Here is a 17,353-nt window from a genome sequence, read left to right as displayed (position 1 = left end):
CGATACGCCCGCTGCGCGGGCTACTCGATCAGCAAGGGGTCCGTTGCGCGGACTGCACCCTCAGCAAGGAGAGGCGCGTCGCGCGGCTGCTCGATCAGCGAGGCGAGCAGCCGACGCGTCACGCGCCCCAGCTCGACTGGGTGCCGCCGACGCGCTCCTCGGCGAGCTGCTGCGCGCGGCCGGAGTCGGCGTAGGCCGTCATCGGGTCGGCCGGCAGGCCGCGGGTCTCGCGCCAGGCGGCGAGCGCGGGGCGGACGTCCGAGTAGAACGCGTCCATCAGGATCCCGTTCGCGCCGAGCACGTCGCCCGCGAGCTGAGCCTTCTCGAGCTCCGCGCGGTCGACGAGCAGCGCGCGCGCCGTCATCTCCTGCACGTTGAGCACCGAGCGGATCTGGCCGGGGATCTTGTCCTCGACGTTGTGGCACTGGTCGAGCATGAAGGCGACCGGCGAGTCGGGGCCGTAGCCGCCTCCGCGGACGACCTCGTAGAGGATCCGGAACAGCTGGAACGGGTCGGCCGCGCCGACGATCAGGTCGTCGTCGGCGTAGAAGCGCGAGTTGAAGTCGAACGAGCCGAGCTTCCCGAGGCGCAGCAGCTGGGCGACGATGAACTCGATGTTGGTGCCCGGCGCGTGGTGGCCGGTGTCGAGGCACACCAGGGCGCGGTCGCCCAGCGCGGCCACGTGGGCGTAGGAGGTGCCCCAGTCCGGCACATCCATGTGGTAGAACGCGGGCTCGAAGAACTTGTACTCGAGCACCATCCGCTGCTCGGCGCCCAGGCGCTCGTAGATGGTCGCGAGGGAGTCGGCGAGGCGGTCCTGGCGGCCGCGGATGTCCTGCTGGCCGGGGTAGTTGGAGCCGTCGGCGAGCCAGATCTTGAGGTCGCGCGAGCCGGTCGCGTCCATGATGTCGATGCAGGCGAGGTGGTGGTCGATCGCCTTCTGGCGGATCACCGGGTCGGAGTGCGTGAGCGAGCCGAACTTGTACTCGTCGTCCTGGAACGTGTTCGAGTTGATGGTCCCCAGAGCCACGCCCTTCGACGCGGCGTAGTCGCCGAGCGCCGAGTAGTCGTCGACCTTGTCCCACGGGATGTGCAGCGCGACGGTCGGAGCGAGGCCGGTGAGCTCGTTCACGGTCGCCGCGTCCGAGATCTTCTCCTCGATCGTGCGGGGCGTGCCCGGAGTCGTGAAGACCTTGAAGCGGGTGCCGGCGTTGCCGAACGCCCACGAGGGCAGTTCGATCGCCTGCTGCTCGAGCTGGCTGAGGACGTCGGGGGAGAGTTCGGTCACGAGGCGTGTCCTTCTGCGGTGGTGGCGGGAGTGGGAGCGGCGTCGAGCGCCGCGAGCTGGTCCTCCAGGTGGAAGACCTCGGTCAGGGGGAGGAAGCCCTCGTCCGGAGCGCCGTCGAGGTCGACGAAGAACTCGCCCATCTCGGCCTGCCAGCGGGCGTTGACCTCGGTCCGCGCCATGGCGGCCTGCGCGTCGACGATCGAGGGGGTCTCGACGTAGCCGATGAGCAGTCCGTCCTCGCGGACGAAGAGGGAGTAGTTGTTCCAGCCGGTGTCCTTGAGGGCGCGGAGCATGTCGGGCCAGACGGCCGCGTGGCGCTCCTTGTACTCCTCGAGGCGGTCGGGCTTCACCTGGAGCTGGAAGCAGACCCGGGTGAGGGGGGTGTCACTCGACATCGAGCGGCTCCTTCGGATGGAGGGTGCGTGGTACTCGTGAATCGTTTCACGACGGTGCTCGGCGAGCGTATCGCGGGGCCCGGGAGCGTGTCAAAGACGGCATCGCGGAGCCGAGCGCCCCAGTCGTCCGCAGCTCGCGCCCGGCCCGATGCCATACTTCCGGGACCGCCGCCCGCCGCGGCCCGACCCCGAGGAGGCGCCGTGCCGTCCGTGAGCGTCCGCGACGTCGCCGCCCGAGCCGGCGTCTCCGTCGGCACCGTCTCGAACGTGCTGAACCGCCCCGAGAAGGTCGGTGCAGAGTCGGTCCGCCGGGTGCAGGAGGCGATCGCCGAGCTGGGCTTCGTCCGCAACGACGCCGCGCGCCAGCTCCGCGCCGGCCGCAGCCGCAGCATCGGCCTCATCGTGCTCGACGCGGGCAACCCCTTCTTCTCGGACCTCGCCCGCGGAGCCGAGGCGCGCGCCGCCGAGTCCGGCCTCGCCGTCCTGCTCGGCAACACCGACGACGACCCCGGCCGCGAGGCCGCCTACCTCGACCTCTTCGAAGAGCAGCGGGTGAGCGGTGTCCTCATCTCGCCGCTGGGGGAGGAGTCGTCCCGGCTCGACCGGCTCCGCTCGCACGGCATCCCGTGCGTCCTCGTCGACCGGGAGTCGCACGACTCCGCGCTCTCGTCGGTCGCCGTCGACGACGTGGCCGGCGGGCGCCTCGCCGTGGAGCACCTCCTGGGTCTCGGCCGCCGCCGTCTCGCGGTCATCGGCGGCCCGGAGTCGATCCGCCAGGTCGCTGACCGCCTCGCCGGGGCCCGCGCGGCGGTGCGGGAGGTCGAGGGCGCCGTGCTGGAGGAGATCGCCACGGAGTCGCTGTCGGTGCTCGCCGGCCGCGAGGCGGGGCGCGCTCTCGCCGCCCGCGACGCCTCTGACCGCCCCGACGCCGTGTTCTGCGCCAACGACCTGCTCGCTGTCGGGGTCCTGCAGGCCCTGATGCTGCTGGGAGACGTGCGCGTCCCCGAGGACATCGCGCTGATCGGCTACGACGACATCGCCTTCGCGACGGCCACCGTGGTGCCGCTGTCGAGCATCCGCCAGCCGAGCGCGCTCATCGGCGCGACGGCGGTCGAGCTGCTGCTCGAGCCCGAGCCGCGGCAGGTGCTCTTCCAGCCCGAGCTGGTCGTGCGCGCGTCGACCGCCGGCTGACGCGGCTCCCTTCGAACGAAGGCCGACCGCGCGCCCCCGCCCCGGTCGGGTGCCGGGCCGGAGCGGGTCGGTCGCAGGTCAGGCGCAGCGGGCCAGGTACTGGAGCACGTCGGCGCGGGTCAGCGCCTTCAGCGCACCGAGGTCGTGGTGGCTCCGGAGGTGGGCGCGGACGGCCGACGTCGCCTTCGAGACCGTCAGCGTCGAGACGTCGACGCAGGGGACCGTGTCGAGCGGGTTCGTCCGCGTGCGCAGATCGGCGTCGATCCCCGTCACGGCCTCGTCGAGGCTCGTGAGGACGATGGTCTCGGCACCGTCCTGGGTCGGGCTGTCGCGCCACCACTCCTGGGCGCCGCCGTCGCCGTCCGAGCCGAAGGCGACGGTGACGGCGCCGAGGTCGGGGTCGAGACCGCGCACGGTGTAGTCGCCGTTCGCGTCGGTCACGGTGTCGGTGTAGCCGACGAGGGGGCCCTGGTAGGCGGACACCGGGACGGGAAGGCCGTCGTCGGTCGTGACGCGGCCGCTGATCGTCGCTCCGAGCGGGATCACGTACTCGGGCAGCGCCAGCGTCTCTCCGGCGTCGGCCGAGAAGACCGTGCCGCGCTCGAAGCGGCCGGTCGCGCCGAGACTGCGGAGAACGTGCAGGCCGTCCTCGACGGTGGCGAGGACCGTGTACTCGACGCCGGGCACGACGCTCGCGGCGAAGGAGCCGTCCGCGGCCGTGGCCGACGGGACGACGGGCTCCACCTCGCTGGTCGTCGCGGGGAGCAGGAGCACCCCGGTTCCGGCGGCCGGAGGCGCGTCCGGCGCTCCCTCGAACAGGACCCGGCCCGTGATCGTGGCGGTCCCCTCCGGGGCATCGGCGTACGCCGGCGTGGCGAGCGCGGAGCCCGCGACCAGGACGGCGGCGGCGAGAGCGAGTGTGCGCCGGACGGCGGCGCGCGAGAGCAGTGGCATGGAGTTCCCCCTGGCGGGGGCGCGATGCCCCCTCGCCTCCGACCCTAGGGCTCGGTGCCGCCAGGCGGGAGGGCCGGCCGTCGACGCCGGAGTGAACGCGGAGACGGATCTCCGAGCCGTTGCGCGCGGGTCAGCCGACCAGCTGCGCCGCCCGCTCGAAGGCCCGCTTGAGCTCGTCGCGCTTGCGGGGCTGGCTCATCGCGCGCTGCCCGGGGCTCCAGGAGCCGATGACGGTCGGCCCGCCGCTCACGTACGGAGCGATGTTCGCCGCCCAGCCCTTCGTCGGCGCGGTGCCGGCGGTGACGACGACGTGCAGATCGGGGAGCAGCGTCAGCAGGCGGCGCAGCTCCATCGCGCCCTGCCGCAGCTCGTCCGCGTCGGGAGCGCCGTCGCCGAGGTGCCAGGGCACGATGTTCCAGACCAGCGTGCGCTCGTGCAGACCGACCTCGTCGCGCAGCGACCAGGTGGTGGCGGCGGTCTGATCGTCGTTGTCGACCGACACGAAGCCCGACCCGGCGAGACCGGCCGCCATGGGGCCGGGGGCCTCGAGTACGAGGAGGGCGCGGGCGCGGATCCCGGCCTCCGCGGGGTCGAAGTCGGGGACGACCGCTCCGGGACTCCTCCGCGTCCGCCGGGCGAGGAGTTCCTCGCGGTACACGCGCAGGGGCTGCACCGAGGGCTCGTCCTCCAGCATCAGTCGACGCGCATCGACGGCGGAGCGATCGCGGAAGCCCTGGGGCGCACTGAGGAACACGCTCCGAGGCTAATCTCGCGCGCGTGGATCCGCGCGACCCGTCCCACGCCCCCTCCCCTCCTGCTAGCGTTTCCTGGTCCGCGTCCAAGAAACACGGCACTCCGACCCTCCACGAAAGACGTCATGCGCCGCTCCCTCCTCCTCCCCGCCGCGCTCGCCGCGGGCGCCCTCCTGCTCAGCGGCTGCACCGCCGAGTCCGACGCGGGAGGCGACTCCGCGACTCCGGTCGCCGACGGCGTGCTCACCTACGCGTCCGGCGACGCGGAGCCCACCTGCCTCGACCCGCACGTCGGCGGCAACTACCCGCAGGCGCTCCTCGCGACGCAGGTCCTCGAGTCGCTCGTGTCCCGCGATGCCGACGGCACGATCACGCCGTGGCTCGCGGAGTCGTGGACCGTGTCCGACGACGCGCTCAGCTACGACTTCACCCTGCGCGAGGGCGTCGAGTTCACCGACGGCACGCCTCTGGACGCCGAGGCCGTCGCCGCGAACATCGCGCACCTGCAGGACCCGGCCACCAAGTCCTCCACCGGCTACCTCGCCGTCGCGAAGGTCGAGTCGGTCACCGCGGTCTCGCCGACCGTCGCGCGCTTCACCCTGAGCGCCCCCGACAGTGCGCTGCTCGAGTCGCTCGCGCAGCCCTGGACCGCGATCCAGTCGCCGACCGGCATCGCCCGCGGCGAGGCCGCCAACTGCGAGGCGCCCGTCGGCACCGGCCCGTTCACGGTGACGGAGTGGGTCAAGCAGGACCACGTGACCCTCACCCGCAACGACGCCTACGACGCCTCGACCGGCCCCACCGGCGACGGTCACGAGGGTCCCGCGTACCTCTCGAGCATCGAGTGGCGCTTCCTGCCCGACTCGGCCACCCGCTACGCGGCGCTCCAGGCGGGCGAGGTGGACGTCATCGACAACGCGCAGCCCGACACGCTGCAGGCCGCCACCGACGCGTCCGACCTCGTCGAGCTCGACGCCCCGCGCCCCGGCTCGGTCAACCGCATCGAGCTGAACGGCGGCCAGTCGCCCTTCGACGACGAGGGCGTGCGCGAGGCCTTCATCCGCGCCGTCGGCGTGAACGACGCCATCGACTCCCTCTTCTTCGGCACCGCCGAGCGCTCCTACTCGCCGCTGTCGAGCAGCGAGGCGACCGCCTACTCCGACCCCTCGCTCTTCGAGGACGCCGGATCGGACGACGAGGTCGCCGCAGCCGAGGAGCTCCTCGAGACCGCCGGCTGGACCGACTCGGACGGCGACGGCATCCGCGAGAAGGACGGGAAGCCGCTCACGCTGCGCTTCCCGGTCAGCACCAACCAGTCGATCCCGGCCGAGCAGTCGCTGTTCGAGCAGATCCAGGCCTCGGCGAAGACCGCCGGCTTCGACGTGCGGATCAGCCTGCTGGACCTCTCGAGCTGGTACGCGGCCCTCGCGGCGAACGAGTACGAGCTGGTCAGCGCGCCGTACACGAAGGTCGGACCCGATGTGCTGCGCATCCTGTACTCGTCCTCGGGGATCACCCCCGCGCCCAGCGGCTACTTCGCCAACCACGCGCAGATCGCCGACCCGGCGCTCGACGCGCTGCTCGAGCAGGCCAGCGCGACGACGGACGCGGACGAGCGCGCCGAGCTGTACCGCCAGGCGCAGGAGATCGTCCTCTCGGGCTACTGGATCCTGCCGCTGTACGACCAGCAGAACCACTACCTGCACCGGTCCGCCGTGCAGGGCGTGGAGGCGCTCGCCACGGTCTCGACGCCGTGGTTCGCGGACGCCTGGGTCTGACACCCTGCTGATCGAGTAGCCCCGCAGGGGCGTATCGAGATCCACGTCCTCCCGGACGCCGGGTGATCGCGGATCTCGATACGTCGGCTGCGCCGACTACTCGATCAGCAGGGTGCGCTCCGTGTCCGGTCAGCACGAGGCATCCTGGTCCCGTGACCCCCTCGGAAGGAGCACCTCGCATGATCCGCCGCGTCCTCCTCCGCCTCGGCGGCGCGGTCGTCGTGCTCTGGGCCGTCGCGACCGCCGTCTTCTTCCTCATCCGCCTGATCCCCGGCGACCCGGCTCAGGCGATCCTCGGCGGACCCGGCTCGCAGGCCTCGGCCGAGGCGCTCGCCGCGGTTCGCGAGGAGTACGGACTCGACCAGCCGCTCCTCCTGCAGTACCTGACCCAGCTGGGCCGACTCGCGCAGGGCGACCTCGGCACGTCCTACTCCCTCCGCGTCCCGGTGGTCGAGCTGCTCGGGCAGCAGCTGCCGGGCACGCTGCTGCTGGCCGTCCTCGCGCTCGCGCTGGCGTGGATCCTGGCCCTCGGCACCGCACTGTGGTCCACCCGCGGCGGACGGCTCGCCGCCGCCCTCGGCGCGGGTCTCGAGCTGACCGCGGCCGCCCTCCCGCACTTCTGGCTCGCCACGGTGCTCATCGCGGTGTTCGCCACGACCCTGCGCTGGCTGCCGCCGGTGAGCACCGGATCGCCGAACGGCCTCGTCCTGCCCGCGCTCACCCTCGCGATCCCGCTCGCCGGCTTCCTCGGCCAGGTGATGCGCCGCTCGCTCCTCGACGCGCTGGAGTCGCCGTTCGTCCTCGCGGCCCGCGCGCGCGGAGAGAGCGGGCTCGGACTCCGCCTCCGCCACGCCCTGCGCCACGCGGTGCTGCCCGGCATCGCGCTCTCGGGCTGGGCGTTCGGCTACCTCATCGGCGGCGCGGTGGTCGTCGAGACGATCTTCGCGCGGCCCGGGCTCGGGCGGACGCTGCTCTCGGCGGTGACCGTCCGCGACGTGCCCGTGGTCACGGGCGTCGTCCTGGTCACCGCGCTCGCCTACATCCTCGTGACGTTCGCCACCGACCTCGTGGCGCGCCTCGTCGATCCCCGGCTCGCTCCCGCCCGGGTCGTCCGGGCTCGCCCCGTCGAGGAGGCGGCCGCATGAGCGAGCTCGAGCTGCGCACCTCCGCGGCACCCGTGCGCAGTCGCGGTGCGCGCCTGCGCCCCGGCGAGATCGTCTCGCTCGCCTTCGTCGCCGTGCTGCTGCTCGCCGCGGTCGCGCCCGGCCTCCTCGCCCCGTTCGACCCCCTCGCGATCGCTCCCGCCGACGCCTTCTCGCCGCCGTCCGCGACGCATCCGCTCGGCACCGACGAGTCCGGTCGCGACGTGCTCAGCCGCGTGATCGCCGGCGCGGGCGCGTCCCTCCTGATCGGCGTCAGCGCGACCGCCATCGGCCTCGCCCTCGGCGCGGTCCTCGGCGTGATCGCCGCGTTCGGCGGCCGGTTCGTCGACGGGGTGATCGGGCGCGTCCTGGAGGTGCTGTTCGCGTTCCCGGCGCTGCTCCTGGCGCTCCTGGTGATCGTGGTGACGGGCCCCGGAGTGGTCCCCGCCACGATCGCGGTCGGCCTGTCCACCGCACCCGGCTACGCCCGCATCCTGCGCACGCAGCTGCTCGGCATCCGCGACTCCGGCTACGTCGAGGCCGCGCGGGTCCTCGGCCACGGCCCCGCGCGCATCCTGCTGCGGCACGTGCTGCCCAACACCTTCGCGCCCCTCGCGGTGCTCGCCACGCTCGGCGTGGGGCAGGCGATCGTGTGGGCGTCGGCGCTCAGCTACCTGGGACTCGGGGCCGAGCCGCCCGCACCGGAGTGGGGCGCGATGCTCTCGGCGGGCCGCACCTACCTCGCGAGCGCGTGGTGGCTGACGGTGTTCCCGGGACTCGTCATCGTGCTGACCACGATCGCCACCACCGTGCTCGGCGGTCGGCTGAGGGGAGCGCGATGAGCGCCGCCGTCGTCGACGGCCTGCGCGTCGCGTTCGACGGCGTCGAGGTGGTGCACGGGGTGTCGTTCCGCGTCGAGCCGGGCGAGTGCGTCGCGATCGTGGGGGAGTCGGGCTCGGGCAAGAGCGTCACCGCGCGAGCGTTGCTGGGGCTGAGCGGAGGCGCGGTCTCGGGCAGTGTGCGCGTGGGCGACGCGGAGGTCGTCGGCGCGGGCGAGCGGACGCTGCGGCGGCTCCGGGGGGCCGGCGTCGGCTTCGTGCCCCAGGACGCCCTGCTCTCGCTCGACCCGCTGCGGCCGATCGGACGCGAGATCGGCGACGCCTGGCGCCTGCACGGACGCCTGCCCGCGGCCGAGCGTGCGCGCCGCGCGGCCGAGGCCCTGACGAGCGTCGGCATGCCCGACGCGGCGGAGCGGATGCGCGACCGCTCGGGCGAGCTCTCGGGCGGGCTCCGGCAGCGGGCGCTGCTGGCCTCGGCGATCGCCCTGGATCCTCCGCTGCTCGTCGCCGACGAGCCCACGACCGCGCTCGACGTGACCGTGCAGGCCCGCGTGCTCGAGCTGTTCGCCGAGCAGAAGGCGCGCGGACGGGCGCTGCTGCTGGTCTCGCACGACCTCGCGGTCGTCGCCGGGCTCGCCGATCGCATCCTCGTGCTGGCCGACGGCCGCGTGGTCGAGGAGGGTCCCGCCGCGCAGGTGCTGGGCGCTCCGTTTAGCCGTGAGGCCCGCACCCTCGTCGCCGCCGTGCCGACAGGGCGCCCGCGCGGCACACGGCTGTCGTCCTCGAGCGCCGAGGTCGTCGCTCCGCCGGCCCCGGGCGACGTGGTGCTGCGCGCCGAGCGCCTGCGCACGAGCTTCGCGCGCCCGGACGGAGGGACCCGGGTCGCCGTCGACGACGTCGGCCTGGAGCTGCGGCGCGGCGAGACCCTGGGGATGGTCGGCGAATCCGGATCGGGCAAGAGCACGGTGGCGCGCCTCCTGCTGGCCCTGCGGCAACCCCAGGAGGGGAGCGTCGAGTTCCTCGGCCGGCCGTGGTCGGCGGCGCGCGAACGCGACCGGCGCCCGCTGCGACCGCGCATCGGAGCCGTCTACCAGGACAGCCTCTCGTCGTTCGACCCGCGCTGGAGCGTCGGCCGCCTGCTGCGCGACGCGGGGGCGGGGGACGTCGGCGAGCTGCTGGGCCGCGTGGGCCTGGCTCCGTCGCTCGCACAGCGCTCGCCGCGGACCCTGTCGGGCGGCCAGCGCCAGCGGGTGTCGATCGCGCGCGCCCTGGCGACCCGGCCCGACGTGCTGATCTGCGACGAGCCGGTGTCGGCGCTGGACGTCTCGGTGCAGGCGCAGATCCTCGATCTGCTCGACGACCTGCAGCGGAGGCACGGCCTGGCGCTGCTGATCATCTCCCACGATCTCGGGGTGATCGCGCACATGAGCGATCGCATCGCGGTGATGCGCGAGGGGCGGGTGGTGGAGTCGGGGCCGGCGGCGTCGGTGCTGACGGCGCCGGCGTCGGAGTACACGCGGCGGCTGCTGGCCGACGCGCCGCGACTCGACCGCCGCTGACGCGCGGCGCGCGGTCCCGGGCCTCGAGTCGTCGCGGAGCGGGGTGGGTTGCTCGGTCAGGGTCCGTTCCGAGTCGACTCGCGGCCGTGGGGTCGTCGAGTGGTCGCGGATCGGGGTGGGTTGCTCGGTCGGGGCCCGTTTCGAGTCGACTCGCGACTGTGCAGGTCGTCGAGTGGTCGCGGATCGGGCTGCGTTTCTCGGTTCGAGCCCCGTTGCGAGTCGACTCGCGATGCCGGGACGCCCGCTCCGTCCCGCGCCGCGCTCAGCCCGCCAGCGCCCGCGTCCGCTGCACCGCCCACACCGTCAACCCGAAGCCCAGCACCGTCGCGGCCACCAGCATCAGCGCCGTCCAGCCGCCCGCCTGCCACAGCACGCCCGCGAGCGCCGACCCGATCGCCCCGCCCGCGAAGTTCCCCACGATGTACACCGTGTTCAGCCGGCTCCGGGCCCCCGGATCGATCGACAGCATGCGCGTCTGCGCGAGTACCTGCACACCCTGCAGCCCGATCGAGAAGACGGCGACCGCGATCAGCACCACCACGATCGAGCCCGAGCCGATCCCCGCGATCACGAGCCCGAGCAGCGCCACCGCGAGTCCGACGCCCATCGCGGGCAGTGACAGCCCGCGGTCGTAGAGGCGCCCGACCCGCTGCGCCGAGACCGCACCCGCGATGCCGACGAGGCTCACGAGCCCGATCGCGGTGGCGGAGTAGGAGTACGGCTCGGCGCCGAGCAGGAAGGTGAGCCCGGTCCAGAACAGGGTGAACGCGCACATCGCCGAGGCGCCGATCAGGACCGTCACGCGCACCGCGCGGCTGCTCCCGACCGTCCGCAGCACCGACGCGAGCAGGCTCCCGTACCGCACCCGGGCGCGCGGAGGCAGGTGCGGCAGACGACGGGCCATCACGAGAGCGAGCACCAGGATCAGCCCGGCGGCGATGCCGAACACCGCACGCCAGCCGAGCAGATCGGCCAGGATCCCGCTGATCGCGCGCGAGATCAGCAGGCCCAGCAGCAGACCGGAGGCGACCGTGCCGAGCACCCGTCCGCGCTGCTCGTCGGTGGCGAGGTCGCCGGCCAGCGGAGTGAGCAGCTGGCCGGCCACGGTCGTCACCCCGATCAGCGCGAGACTCGCGAGCAGCACCGGGAACGCCGGTGCCAGCGCCGTGGCGGCCAGGAACACCGCTGCCAGGGTCATCAGGGCGGGGATCAGCCGCCGCCGGTCGAGCGTGTCGCCGAGCGGGACCAGGAGGAACACCCCGGCGGCGTAGCCGATCTGCGTGACCGTCACGAGCAGTCCCGCGGCCCCCGGCGAGACTCCGAAGCTCCCGCCGATGAGGCCCAGCAGCGGCTGCGCCCAGTACAGGTTCCCGACCGCGGCGCCGCCGGCGATCGCGAAGAGGAGCGTGAGGCCCCGGGTCATGCCGGTGGGCGGCTGCGGGGTGGTGCCGTCGGTGCGGCCGGATGTGCGGGGCATGGAGCGATCCTCTCGCGGCGCGGGGACGGGAGCGCGCGGGTCCAGACAACTCCTCCCCAGGACGATCCAGGGAGGTTCTGTCCCGAGGTGCTCCGCCAGGGCACCCCGCCGATCGGAGCCTCGACGTAGCGTGAAGCCATGCCCCACGATCCCGAGGTGAAGGACTTCCTGGTCTCCCGCCGCGCCCGACTCTCGCCCGACCTGGTCGGCCTGCCCGCGGGCGGTGTCCGGCGCGTGCCGGGCCTGCGCCGCAGCGAGGTCGCCCAGCTGGCCGGCGTGAGCATCGAGTACTACTCCCGGCTCGAGCGCGGCGATCTCCGCGGTGCGTCCGAGTCGGTGCTCGAGGCGCTCGCCGCGGCGCTGAGGCTCGACGAGGCCGAGCGCGCGCACCTCTTCGATCTCGCCCGCGCCTCCGGAACCTCGCCCGTGCGCCGCCGCCCGCGCCGCGCCGTCGAGGTGCGCCCGTCGCTCCGCCAGGCGGTCGAGTCGATCGCCTCGGCACCCGCCTTCGTCCGCAACGGCCGGCTCGACGTCCTCGCCGAGAACGAGCTGTTCCGCGCCCTCTACGCCGACGAGTACGAGCGACCGGAGCGCCCGGTCAACCTCGCCCGCTTCACCTTCCTCCGCCGCGACCTCTCCGAGCGCTTCCATCCCGACTGGGCGGCCGCCGCCGACATCAGCGTCGGCATCCTGCGGACAGAGGCGGGCCGCACGCCCGACGACGCCGGGCTGCAGGCCCTCGTCGGCGAGCTCTCGACCCGGAGCGACGACTTCCGCCGGCGTTGGGGCGCGCACGACGTGCGTCACCACGCCAGCGGCGCCAAGTTCTTCCACCACCCGGTCGTCGGCGATCTGCATCTCGGTTACGAGGCGTTCGAGCCGATGGGCGAGCCCGGGCTGAGCTTCCTGATCTACAGCGCCGAGCCGGGCTCGCCGAGCGCCGACGCGCTGAGCCTGCTCGCCTCGTGGTGGGCGACGCGGCAGCGGGATGCGCCGTCCGGCGCCACCCGCGACGCGCCGGCCGCGCGGCTCTCCCCGCCCACCACTCCGAGGAGCCCCGAGTGACCGGCCACCGCTCCCATCGCTCCCATCGCTGCCACCGCTGCCACTTCTGCACCGCCGAGAGGACCTCGTGAACATCGAACCCGCCGCTCCCACCGTCAAGAACCCGCCCGAGCAGTTCGCCGGCGACGTCTGGCTCGACCTCATCGCGGTCCCGCACGACGCCGATCAGCGCGCCACTCTCGCCCGGGTTCGCTTCGCCCCCGGCGCCCGCACCGCCTGGCACGCGCACGCGCGCGGCCAGTACCTGCACGTGACCAGCGGAGTCGCCCGCTTCGGCAGCCGCGACGGCACGGTCCTCGAGGTCCACGCGGGCCAGACCCTCTACACGCCGCCCGGCGAGGAGCACTGGCACGCGAGCGCCCCCGGTGTCTTCATGGAGCACCTCGCCCTCTTCGAGAGCGCGGACGATCCCGCTGCGAGCACCCTCTGGGCCGAGCACGTCACCGACGCCGAGTACGAGGGCCGCTGACCCCTCCGTCGGCGCGCCGCCGCCGCCGGAGCCCCCCGAGGTGGTCGGCTTCGTCGGGGGACCACTCCGGAAGGACACCGTGACCGACAGCACCGGCATCGACAGCACCACCACCGACGACACCCTCGACCAGGTCCGAGCCGCGACCGCCCTCGTCGCCGAACTCGAGCAGCAGGAGCGCGAGCTCGTGCTCGACTCCTTCGACCACACCACCGCGTGGGAGCTGGGCTGCCGCATCGCGGAGCTGGCGCGCGAGGCCCGAGCGGCCGTCTCGGTCGACATCCGCCGCCCCGGCCTGATCCTCTTCCGTGCCGCGCTGCCGGGGAGCACGCCCGATCAGGAGTCGTGGATCGCCCGGAAGTCCGCCGTGGTCCTCCGCCTGGAGACGAGCAGCGCGCTCGCCGACGCCCGCTTCGTCGCAGCGGGCACCGATCCGACCGACCGCGGCTGGCTCGGCCCCGAGTACGCCGTCACCGGCGGCTCGGTGCCGGTCCGCGTGCGCGGGGTCGGAGTGGTCGCTGCCGCGACCGTCTCGGGCCTCGCCTCCCTCGACGACCACGCCCTCGTCGTGCAGGCCCTCCGCGAGCTCGTCGCGGCCCAGGGCTGAGCCGCCCTGCCGACCGCGCAGCCTGCGGATGAACACGTCCCTGCTGATCGAGTAGCCAGGGGAGCGGGCGCATCCCTGCTGATCGACCACCCGCGGCGCGGGCGCGTCCCTGTTGATCGAGTAGCCCGCGGAGCGGGCGTATCGAGATCCACCCTCCTGGTGGCGGGGTCTCGATACGCCGCTGCGCGGCTACTCGACCAGCAAGGGTGGGCGCTGCGCGGCTCCTGGACCAGCGAGGGTGGCGCGGCTGCGCGGCTCCTGGACCAGCGAGGGTGGCGCGGCTGCGCGGCTGCTCGAGCAGCGGGTGGGTCGGCTGCGCGGCTGCTCGACCAGCGAGGATGGGGCGGCTGCGCGGCAGACGCAGACGCGGGCGAGCAACGCGCCCGCGCTACTCCGCGGCCGCGGAGGGCGACCCCGCGATCCGCGGAAGCAGCCGCTGGATCGCCGTCGCCGCCGCTCCGCGCGCCCACTCGATGAGCCCGCCGTCGTCGACCAGCAGCGCCGGAGGGGCCGCATCTGGATCCCGTGTCGCCGCGATGGTCGCGTCGACCAGCTCCGACTGCTCCGAGTAGAGCGCCACTCCCTCGCCGGCCAGGATCACCGTGTCGACCATCGCCAGGTTCGCGATCGCCGAGATCATCGTGCCGAGCGCGCGGGCGGCGTCCCCGAGGATCCGAGCGGCGCCCGGGTCGCCCGACCGCGCGAGCGAGAGCCCCTCGCCCAGCGTCAGCGCGCGTCCCGTCGCCACCAGGAGCTGCCGCGACAGCGACGGCAGCGTGAGCATCGCGGTGGAGCAGCCCCGATGCCCCGCCTCGCAGACCGGTCCGCCGGAGTCGAGCGGGAAGTGCCCGCCGAGTCCGAGGCCCGCCGCGGGAGGCGCGACCACGCGGTCGTGCACGACCAGTCCGTAGCCCACTCCCGCGCCCACCGTCAGCACGGCGAAGTGGGACACGCCGCGGCCCTGGCCGAACCAGTGCTCCGCCGCAGTCAGCGCGACCACGTCGTTCTCGAGTGCGACCGGCAGGGCGAGCGCCTCCGAGAGCGGCCCCGCGAGATCGACGTCGCGCCAGCCGAGGAACGGCGCGCGGCTCACGCGGCCGGCCGCGTCGACGCTGCCGCCGATCGTGACTCCGAGACCGGCGAAGGCGGCGGCCCCGCCGAGGTCCTCGACCACTCCGACGATCGCCGCGACGACCTCGGCGGGCGAGGTGCCCGCGAGGTCGCGGACGAGCTCGACCTCGGTCCGGGCGCGCAGATCGGTGCGCACCGCGAGCACCTGCGTGCCCGTCACCTTGACGCCGACGAAGCGGAGGGAGTCGGGGCGGATGTCGAGCGGGCGGGCCGGGCGTCCCACTCCGGTGCTCTGCTCGGGCCCCTCGACGAAGAGCCCGCCCTCGATGAAGGGGCGCGCGAGCCGGGTGAGGCTGGCGGGGGAGAGGCGGAGGCGCCGGCCGAGCTCGCTGCGGGAGATGGGACCGTGGATGAGGACCTCGCGGGCGAGCAGCTCCGCGGAGGTCCCCGCGGTGTCCTCGGGGGCGATGGTGTCGGTGATGGCCATGCTGCCTCTTCTTTCCACTCCGGTAGCAATCTACCCGTCGTCGACCAGGAGCGAGCTCGGTCGAGCCTCTTGACACCCCTATTAGTTCTGCCGTAGAAAGAACGCATGCAGCGCAGCACAGCAGAGACGAGCAGTCCCGCCACCCGCCCCACCGCGGATCGCGCGGTCCTCCACCTCCGCAACGGAGGGACGAGCGTCGTCCTCGACGCCCGGAACGACACCTTCCCCTCGATCACGCACTGGGGCGCCGACCTCGGTGATCTTTCCGCCGCTGAACTATCCGCCCTCGCCGACGCCGCCGTTCCGCAGCGCGTCTCGGGCGGGCTCGACGCCTTCGCTCCGTTCGGGCTCGTGGCCGTCGAGGTCGACGGCTGGCAGCACGCTCCCACCCTCGAGGGCACCCACGGCCGCGCGCCGGCGAGCGAGCGCTTCGCCGTCGAGAGCGTCGAGGTCCTCGGATCCGCGCTCCGGCTGATCGCGGCCGGCGCCCGCCTCCGCGTCACGATCGACGTCGAGGTCGACTCCGCCGGACTCCTCACCCAGCGCGCCCGCGTCGAGAACCTCGACGAGCGGCCCTTCCGCCTCGAGCGCCTCGAGCTCGGCTTCCCCCTGCCGGCCACCGCCCGCGAGATCCTCGGCACCACCGGCCACCACCTCCGCGAGCGCCACCCGCAGCGCCACGAGCTGACGATCGGCGAGCACGTGCGCTCCAGCCGTCGAGGACGCCCGGGCGCCGACTCCACCCTCCTGCTCGCCGTCGGCACCCCCGGCTTCGGCTGGGAGCGCGGCCTCGTCCACGGCCTGCACCTGGGCTGGAGCGGCAACACCTCGATCCGCGCCGAGCGCACCCCCGAGGGCGTCTCGCTCCTCGCGGCCGGTGAGCTGCTGCGTCCCGCCGAGATCGAGCTGGCGCAGGGCGAGAGCTACGAGACGCCGATCGCCTCCGGCTCCTGGGGCGACGGACTGTCCCAGCTGCAGGCCCGCTTCCACGCCTCGGTCCGGGCGCGCCCGCAGCACCCGTCGACGCCGCGCCCGGTGACCCTCAACACCTGGGAGGCCGTCTACTTCGACCACGACCTCGAGCGCCTCACCGCCCTCGCCGAGCGGGCGTCGCGCCTGGGCGTCGAGCGGTTCGTGCTCGACGACGGCTGGTTCCTCGGCCGCCGCGACGACACCTCGGGGCTCGGCGACTGGAGCGTCGACCGCTCCGTCTGGCCCGACGGGCTCACTCCGATCATCGACGCCGTCACCTCGCGGGGCATGCAGTTCGGACTCTGGGTCGAGCCCGAGATGATCAGCCCCGACTCCGATCTCGCCCGCGCGCACCCGGAGTGGATCCTCGGCCCCGCCGACCACCTCCCCCTCCCCGGCCGGCAGCAGCAGGTCCTCGACCTCTCGCAGCAGGGGGCCTACGACCACGTCCTCGCGGCTCTCGACGCGCTGCTGGTCGAGTACCCGATCGCGTACCTCAAGTGGGACCACAACCGCGACCTGCTCGAGGCCGTCTCGCCCGCCACCGGTCGCGCGGCCGTGCACGAGAACGTGCTCGCCCTCTACCGCCTGCTCGACGAGCTGCGCGCCCGCCACCCCGGGCTCGAGATCGAGGCCTGCGCCTCCGGAGGGGCCCGGGTCGACCTCGGGATCCTCGCACGCACCGACCGCATCTGGACGAGCGACTGCATCGACCCGCTCGAGCGCGCGACGATCCAGCCCTACACGCAGCTGGTGGTGCCGCCGGAGCTGATGGGCCAGCACGTGGGCGGGCCGCGGTCGCACTCGACGTCGCGCACCCACTCGCTGTCCTTCCGCGCCGGCACCGCGCTCACCGGCCACTTCGGCATCGAGTGGGACGTGTCCGACCTCGCTCCGGAGGTCGAGGAGGAGCTCGCCCGCTGGGTCGCGTTCCACCGCGAGCACCGCGCGCTGCTGCACTCGGGCGTCGCGGTGCGGACCGATCTCGCCGACGACTCCGCCTCGCTCTCGGGAGTGGTCGCGGCGGACGGGGCCCGGGCCCTGTTCGTCTACGCCCGCCTCCGCACGAGCGAGAGCTACCCGCCCGGACCTCTGACGTTCCCTGGTCTGGACCCGGAGCGGTCGTACTCGGTGGCCCTCGCGCCGGTCAGTGCGCCGCTGGGTGGACCCGGGCAGTCCGAGCTCGGCTGGGCCGGTCGGGCGACCGTGCTCAGCGGCCGCGTCCTCGCGACGGTCGGCGTCCAGGCGCCCGTCCTCGATCCGGAGCAGCTCGTGGTGCTCGTGCTCACCGCGGTCTGACCCGCCTC

15 protein-coding genes are annotated in these 17,353 nt (G+C 73.9%); 9 read left to right on the top strand and 6 right to left on the bottom strand.

Going from position 1 to position 17,353, the window contains the following annotated elements; genetic code table 11:
• Window positions 1-118: 118 nt before the first annotated feature.
• On the bottom strand, window positions 119-1,288 hold the full coding sequence (gene rhaI / locus NB037_RS03525) for an L-rhamnose isomerase (protein WP_251943707.1): 1,170 nt from the start codon (window positions 1,286-1,288) through the stop codon (window positions 119-121).
• Entirely contained in the window at window positions 1,285-1,683 is a 399-nt protein-coding gene (locus NB037_RS03520) for an L-rhamnose mutarotase (RefSeq protein ID WP_251943705.1), read from the bottom strand. Before NB037_RS03520 ends, rhaI begins: the two co-directional genes overlap by 4 nt.
• A gap of 201 nt (window positions 1,684-1,884) precedes the next feature.
• Here NB037_RS03520 and NB037_RS03515 point away from each other — a divergent pair, with 201 nt between their 5' ends.
• The gene (locus NB037_RS03515; RefSeq protein WP_251943703.1) at window positions 1,885-2,874 is read left to right on the top strand and encodes a LacI family DNA-binding transcriptional regulator; all 990 of its coding nucleotides are present in this window, start codon (window positions 1,885-1,887) and stop codon (window positions 2,872-2,874) included.
• Window positions 2,875-2,952: 78 nt separating this feature from the next.
• On the opposite strand, the gene NB037_RS03510 is transcribed toward NB037_RS03515, so the two are convergent.
• A complete protein-coding gene (locus NB037_RS03510) occupies window positions 2,953-3,828 on the bottom strand; it encodes a carboxypeptidase-like regulatory domain-containing protein (protein WP_251943701.1) in 876 nt (291 codons plus the stop codon).
• A 130-nt stretch (window positions 3,829-3,958) separates the two neighbouring features.
• Window positions 3,959-4,582 (bottom strand): uracil-DNA glycosylase, encoded by a 624-nt coding sequence (locus NB037_RS03505; RefSeq protein ID WP_251943699.1) that lies wholly within the window; start codon window positions 4,580-4,582, stop codon window positions 3,959-3,961.
• 123 nt (window positions 4,583-4,705) lie between these two features.
• On the opposite strand from NB037_RS03505, the gene NB037_RS03500 reads away from it, so the two are divergent.
• The 4 genes from NB037_RS03500 (at window position 4,706) to NB037_RS03485 (ending at window position 9,898) form a co-directional block, all read left to right on the top strand.
• On the top strand, window positions 4,706-6,358 hold the full coding sequence (locus tag NB037_RS03500; RefSeq protein WP_251943697.1) for an ABC transporter substrate-binding protein: 1,653 nt from the start codon (window positions 4,706-4,708) through the stop codon (window positions 6,356-6,358).
• Window positions 6,359-6,537: 179 nt separating this feature from the next.
• Window positions 6,538-7,503 carry an ABC transporter permease gene (locus tag NB037_RS03495; protein ID WP_251943695.1) on the top strand — a complete coding sequence of 322 codons (966 nt, stop codon included), beginning with the start codon at window positions 6,538-6,540 and terminating at the stop codon, window positions 7,501-7,503.
• Window positions 7,500-8,342 (top strand): ABC transporter permease, encoded by an 843-nt coding sequence (locus tag NB037_RS03490; RefSeq protein ID WP_251943694.1) that lies wholly within the window; start codon window positions 7,500-7,502, stop codon window positions 8,340-8,342. Before NB037_RS03495 ends, NB037_RS03490 begins: the two co-directional genes overlap by 4 nt.
• On the top strand, window positions 8,339-9,898 hold the full coding sequence (locus NB037_RS03485) for an ATP-binding cassette domain-containing protein (RefSeq protein WP_251943692.1): 1,560 nt from the start codon (window positions 8,339-8,341) through the stop codon (window positions 9,896-9,898). The genes NB037_RS03490 and NB037_RS03485 overlap by 4 nt, the downstream gene beginning before the upstream one ends.
• 262 nt (window positions 9,899-10,160) lie before the next feature.
• Here NB037_RS03485 and NB037_RS03480 read toward each other — a convergent pair whose 3' ends face one another.
• Entirely contained in the window at window positions 10,161-11,375 is a 1,215-nt protein-coding gene (locus tag NB037_RS03480) for an MFS transporter (protein WP_251943690.1), read from the bottom strand.
• A gap of 138 nt (window positions 11,376-11,513) precedes the next feature.
• Here NB037_RS03480 and NB037_RS03475 point away from each other — a divergent pair, with 138 nt between their 5' ends.
• From NB037_RS03475 to NB037_RS03465, 3 genes are all read left to right on the top strand, one after another.
• Window positions 11,514-12,440 (top strand): helix-turn-helix domain-containing protein, encoded by a 927-nt coding sequence (locus NB037_RS03475; protein ID WP_251943688.1) that lies wholly within the window; start codon window positions 11,514-11,516, stop codon window positions 12,438-12,440.
• Window positions 12,441-12,507: 67 nt separating this feature from the next.
• Window positions 12,508-12,909: a (R)-mandelonitrile lyase gene (locus tag NB037_RS03470; protein ID WP_251943687.1), complete on the top strand. Its 402-nt coding sequence runs from the start codon at window positions 12,508-12,510 to the stop codon at window positions 12,907-12,909.
• Between the two features lie 79 nt (window positions 12,910-12,988).
• The gene (locus tag NB037_RS03465) at window positions 12,989-13,516 is read left to right on the top strand and encodes a heme-degrading domain-containing protein (protein WP_251943685.1); all 528 of its coding nucleotides are present in this window, start codon (window positions 12,989-12,991) and stop codon (window positions 13,514-13,516) included.
• Window positions 13,517-13,904: 388 nt separating this feature from the next.
• Here the strand turns inward: NB037_RS03465 and NB037_RS03460 are convergent, their stop codons facing one another.
• Window positions 13,905-15,074 (bottom strand): ROK family protein, encoded by a 1,170-nt coding sequence (locus tag NB037_RS03460; RefSeq protein WP_251943683.1) that lies wholly within the window; start codon window positions 15,072-15,074, stop codon window positions 13,905-13,907.
• A gap of 105 nt (window positions 15,075-15,179) precedes the next feature.
• On the opposite strand from NB037_RS03460, the gene NB037_RS03455 reads away from it, so the two are divergent.
• On the top strand, window positions 15,180-17,345 hold the full coding sequence (locus tag NB037_RS03455) for an alpha-galactosidase (protein ID WP_251943681.1): 2,166 nt from the start codon (window positions 15,180-15,182) through the stop codon (window positions 17,343-17,345).
• Window positions 17,346-17,353 lie beyond the last annotated feature (8 nt).

The sequence above is a fragment of the Rathayibacter rubneri genome (assembly GCF_023743255.1).
In the GTDB taxonomy this organism is placed as follows: Bacteria; Actinomycetota; Actinomycetes; order Actinomycetales; family Microbacteriaceae; genus Rathayibacter; species Rathayibacter rubneri.
The sequence above is the reverse complement of the archived record's forward strand: the minus strand, read 5'-3'. Positions and strand labels throughout refer to the sequence as shown.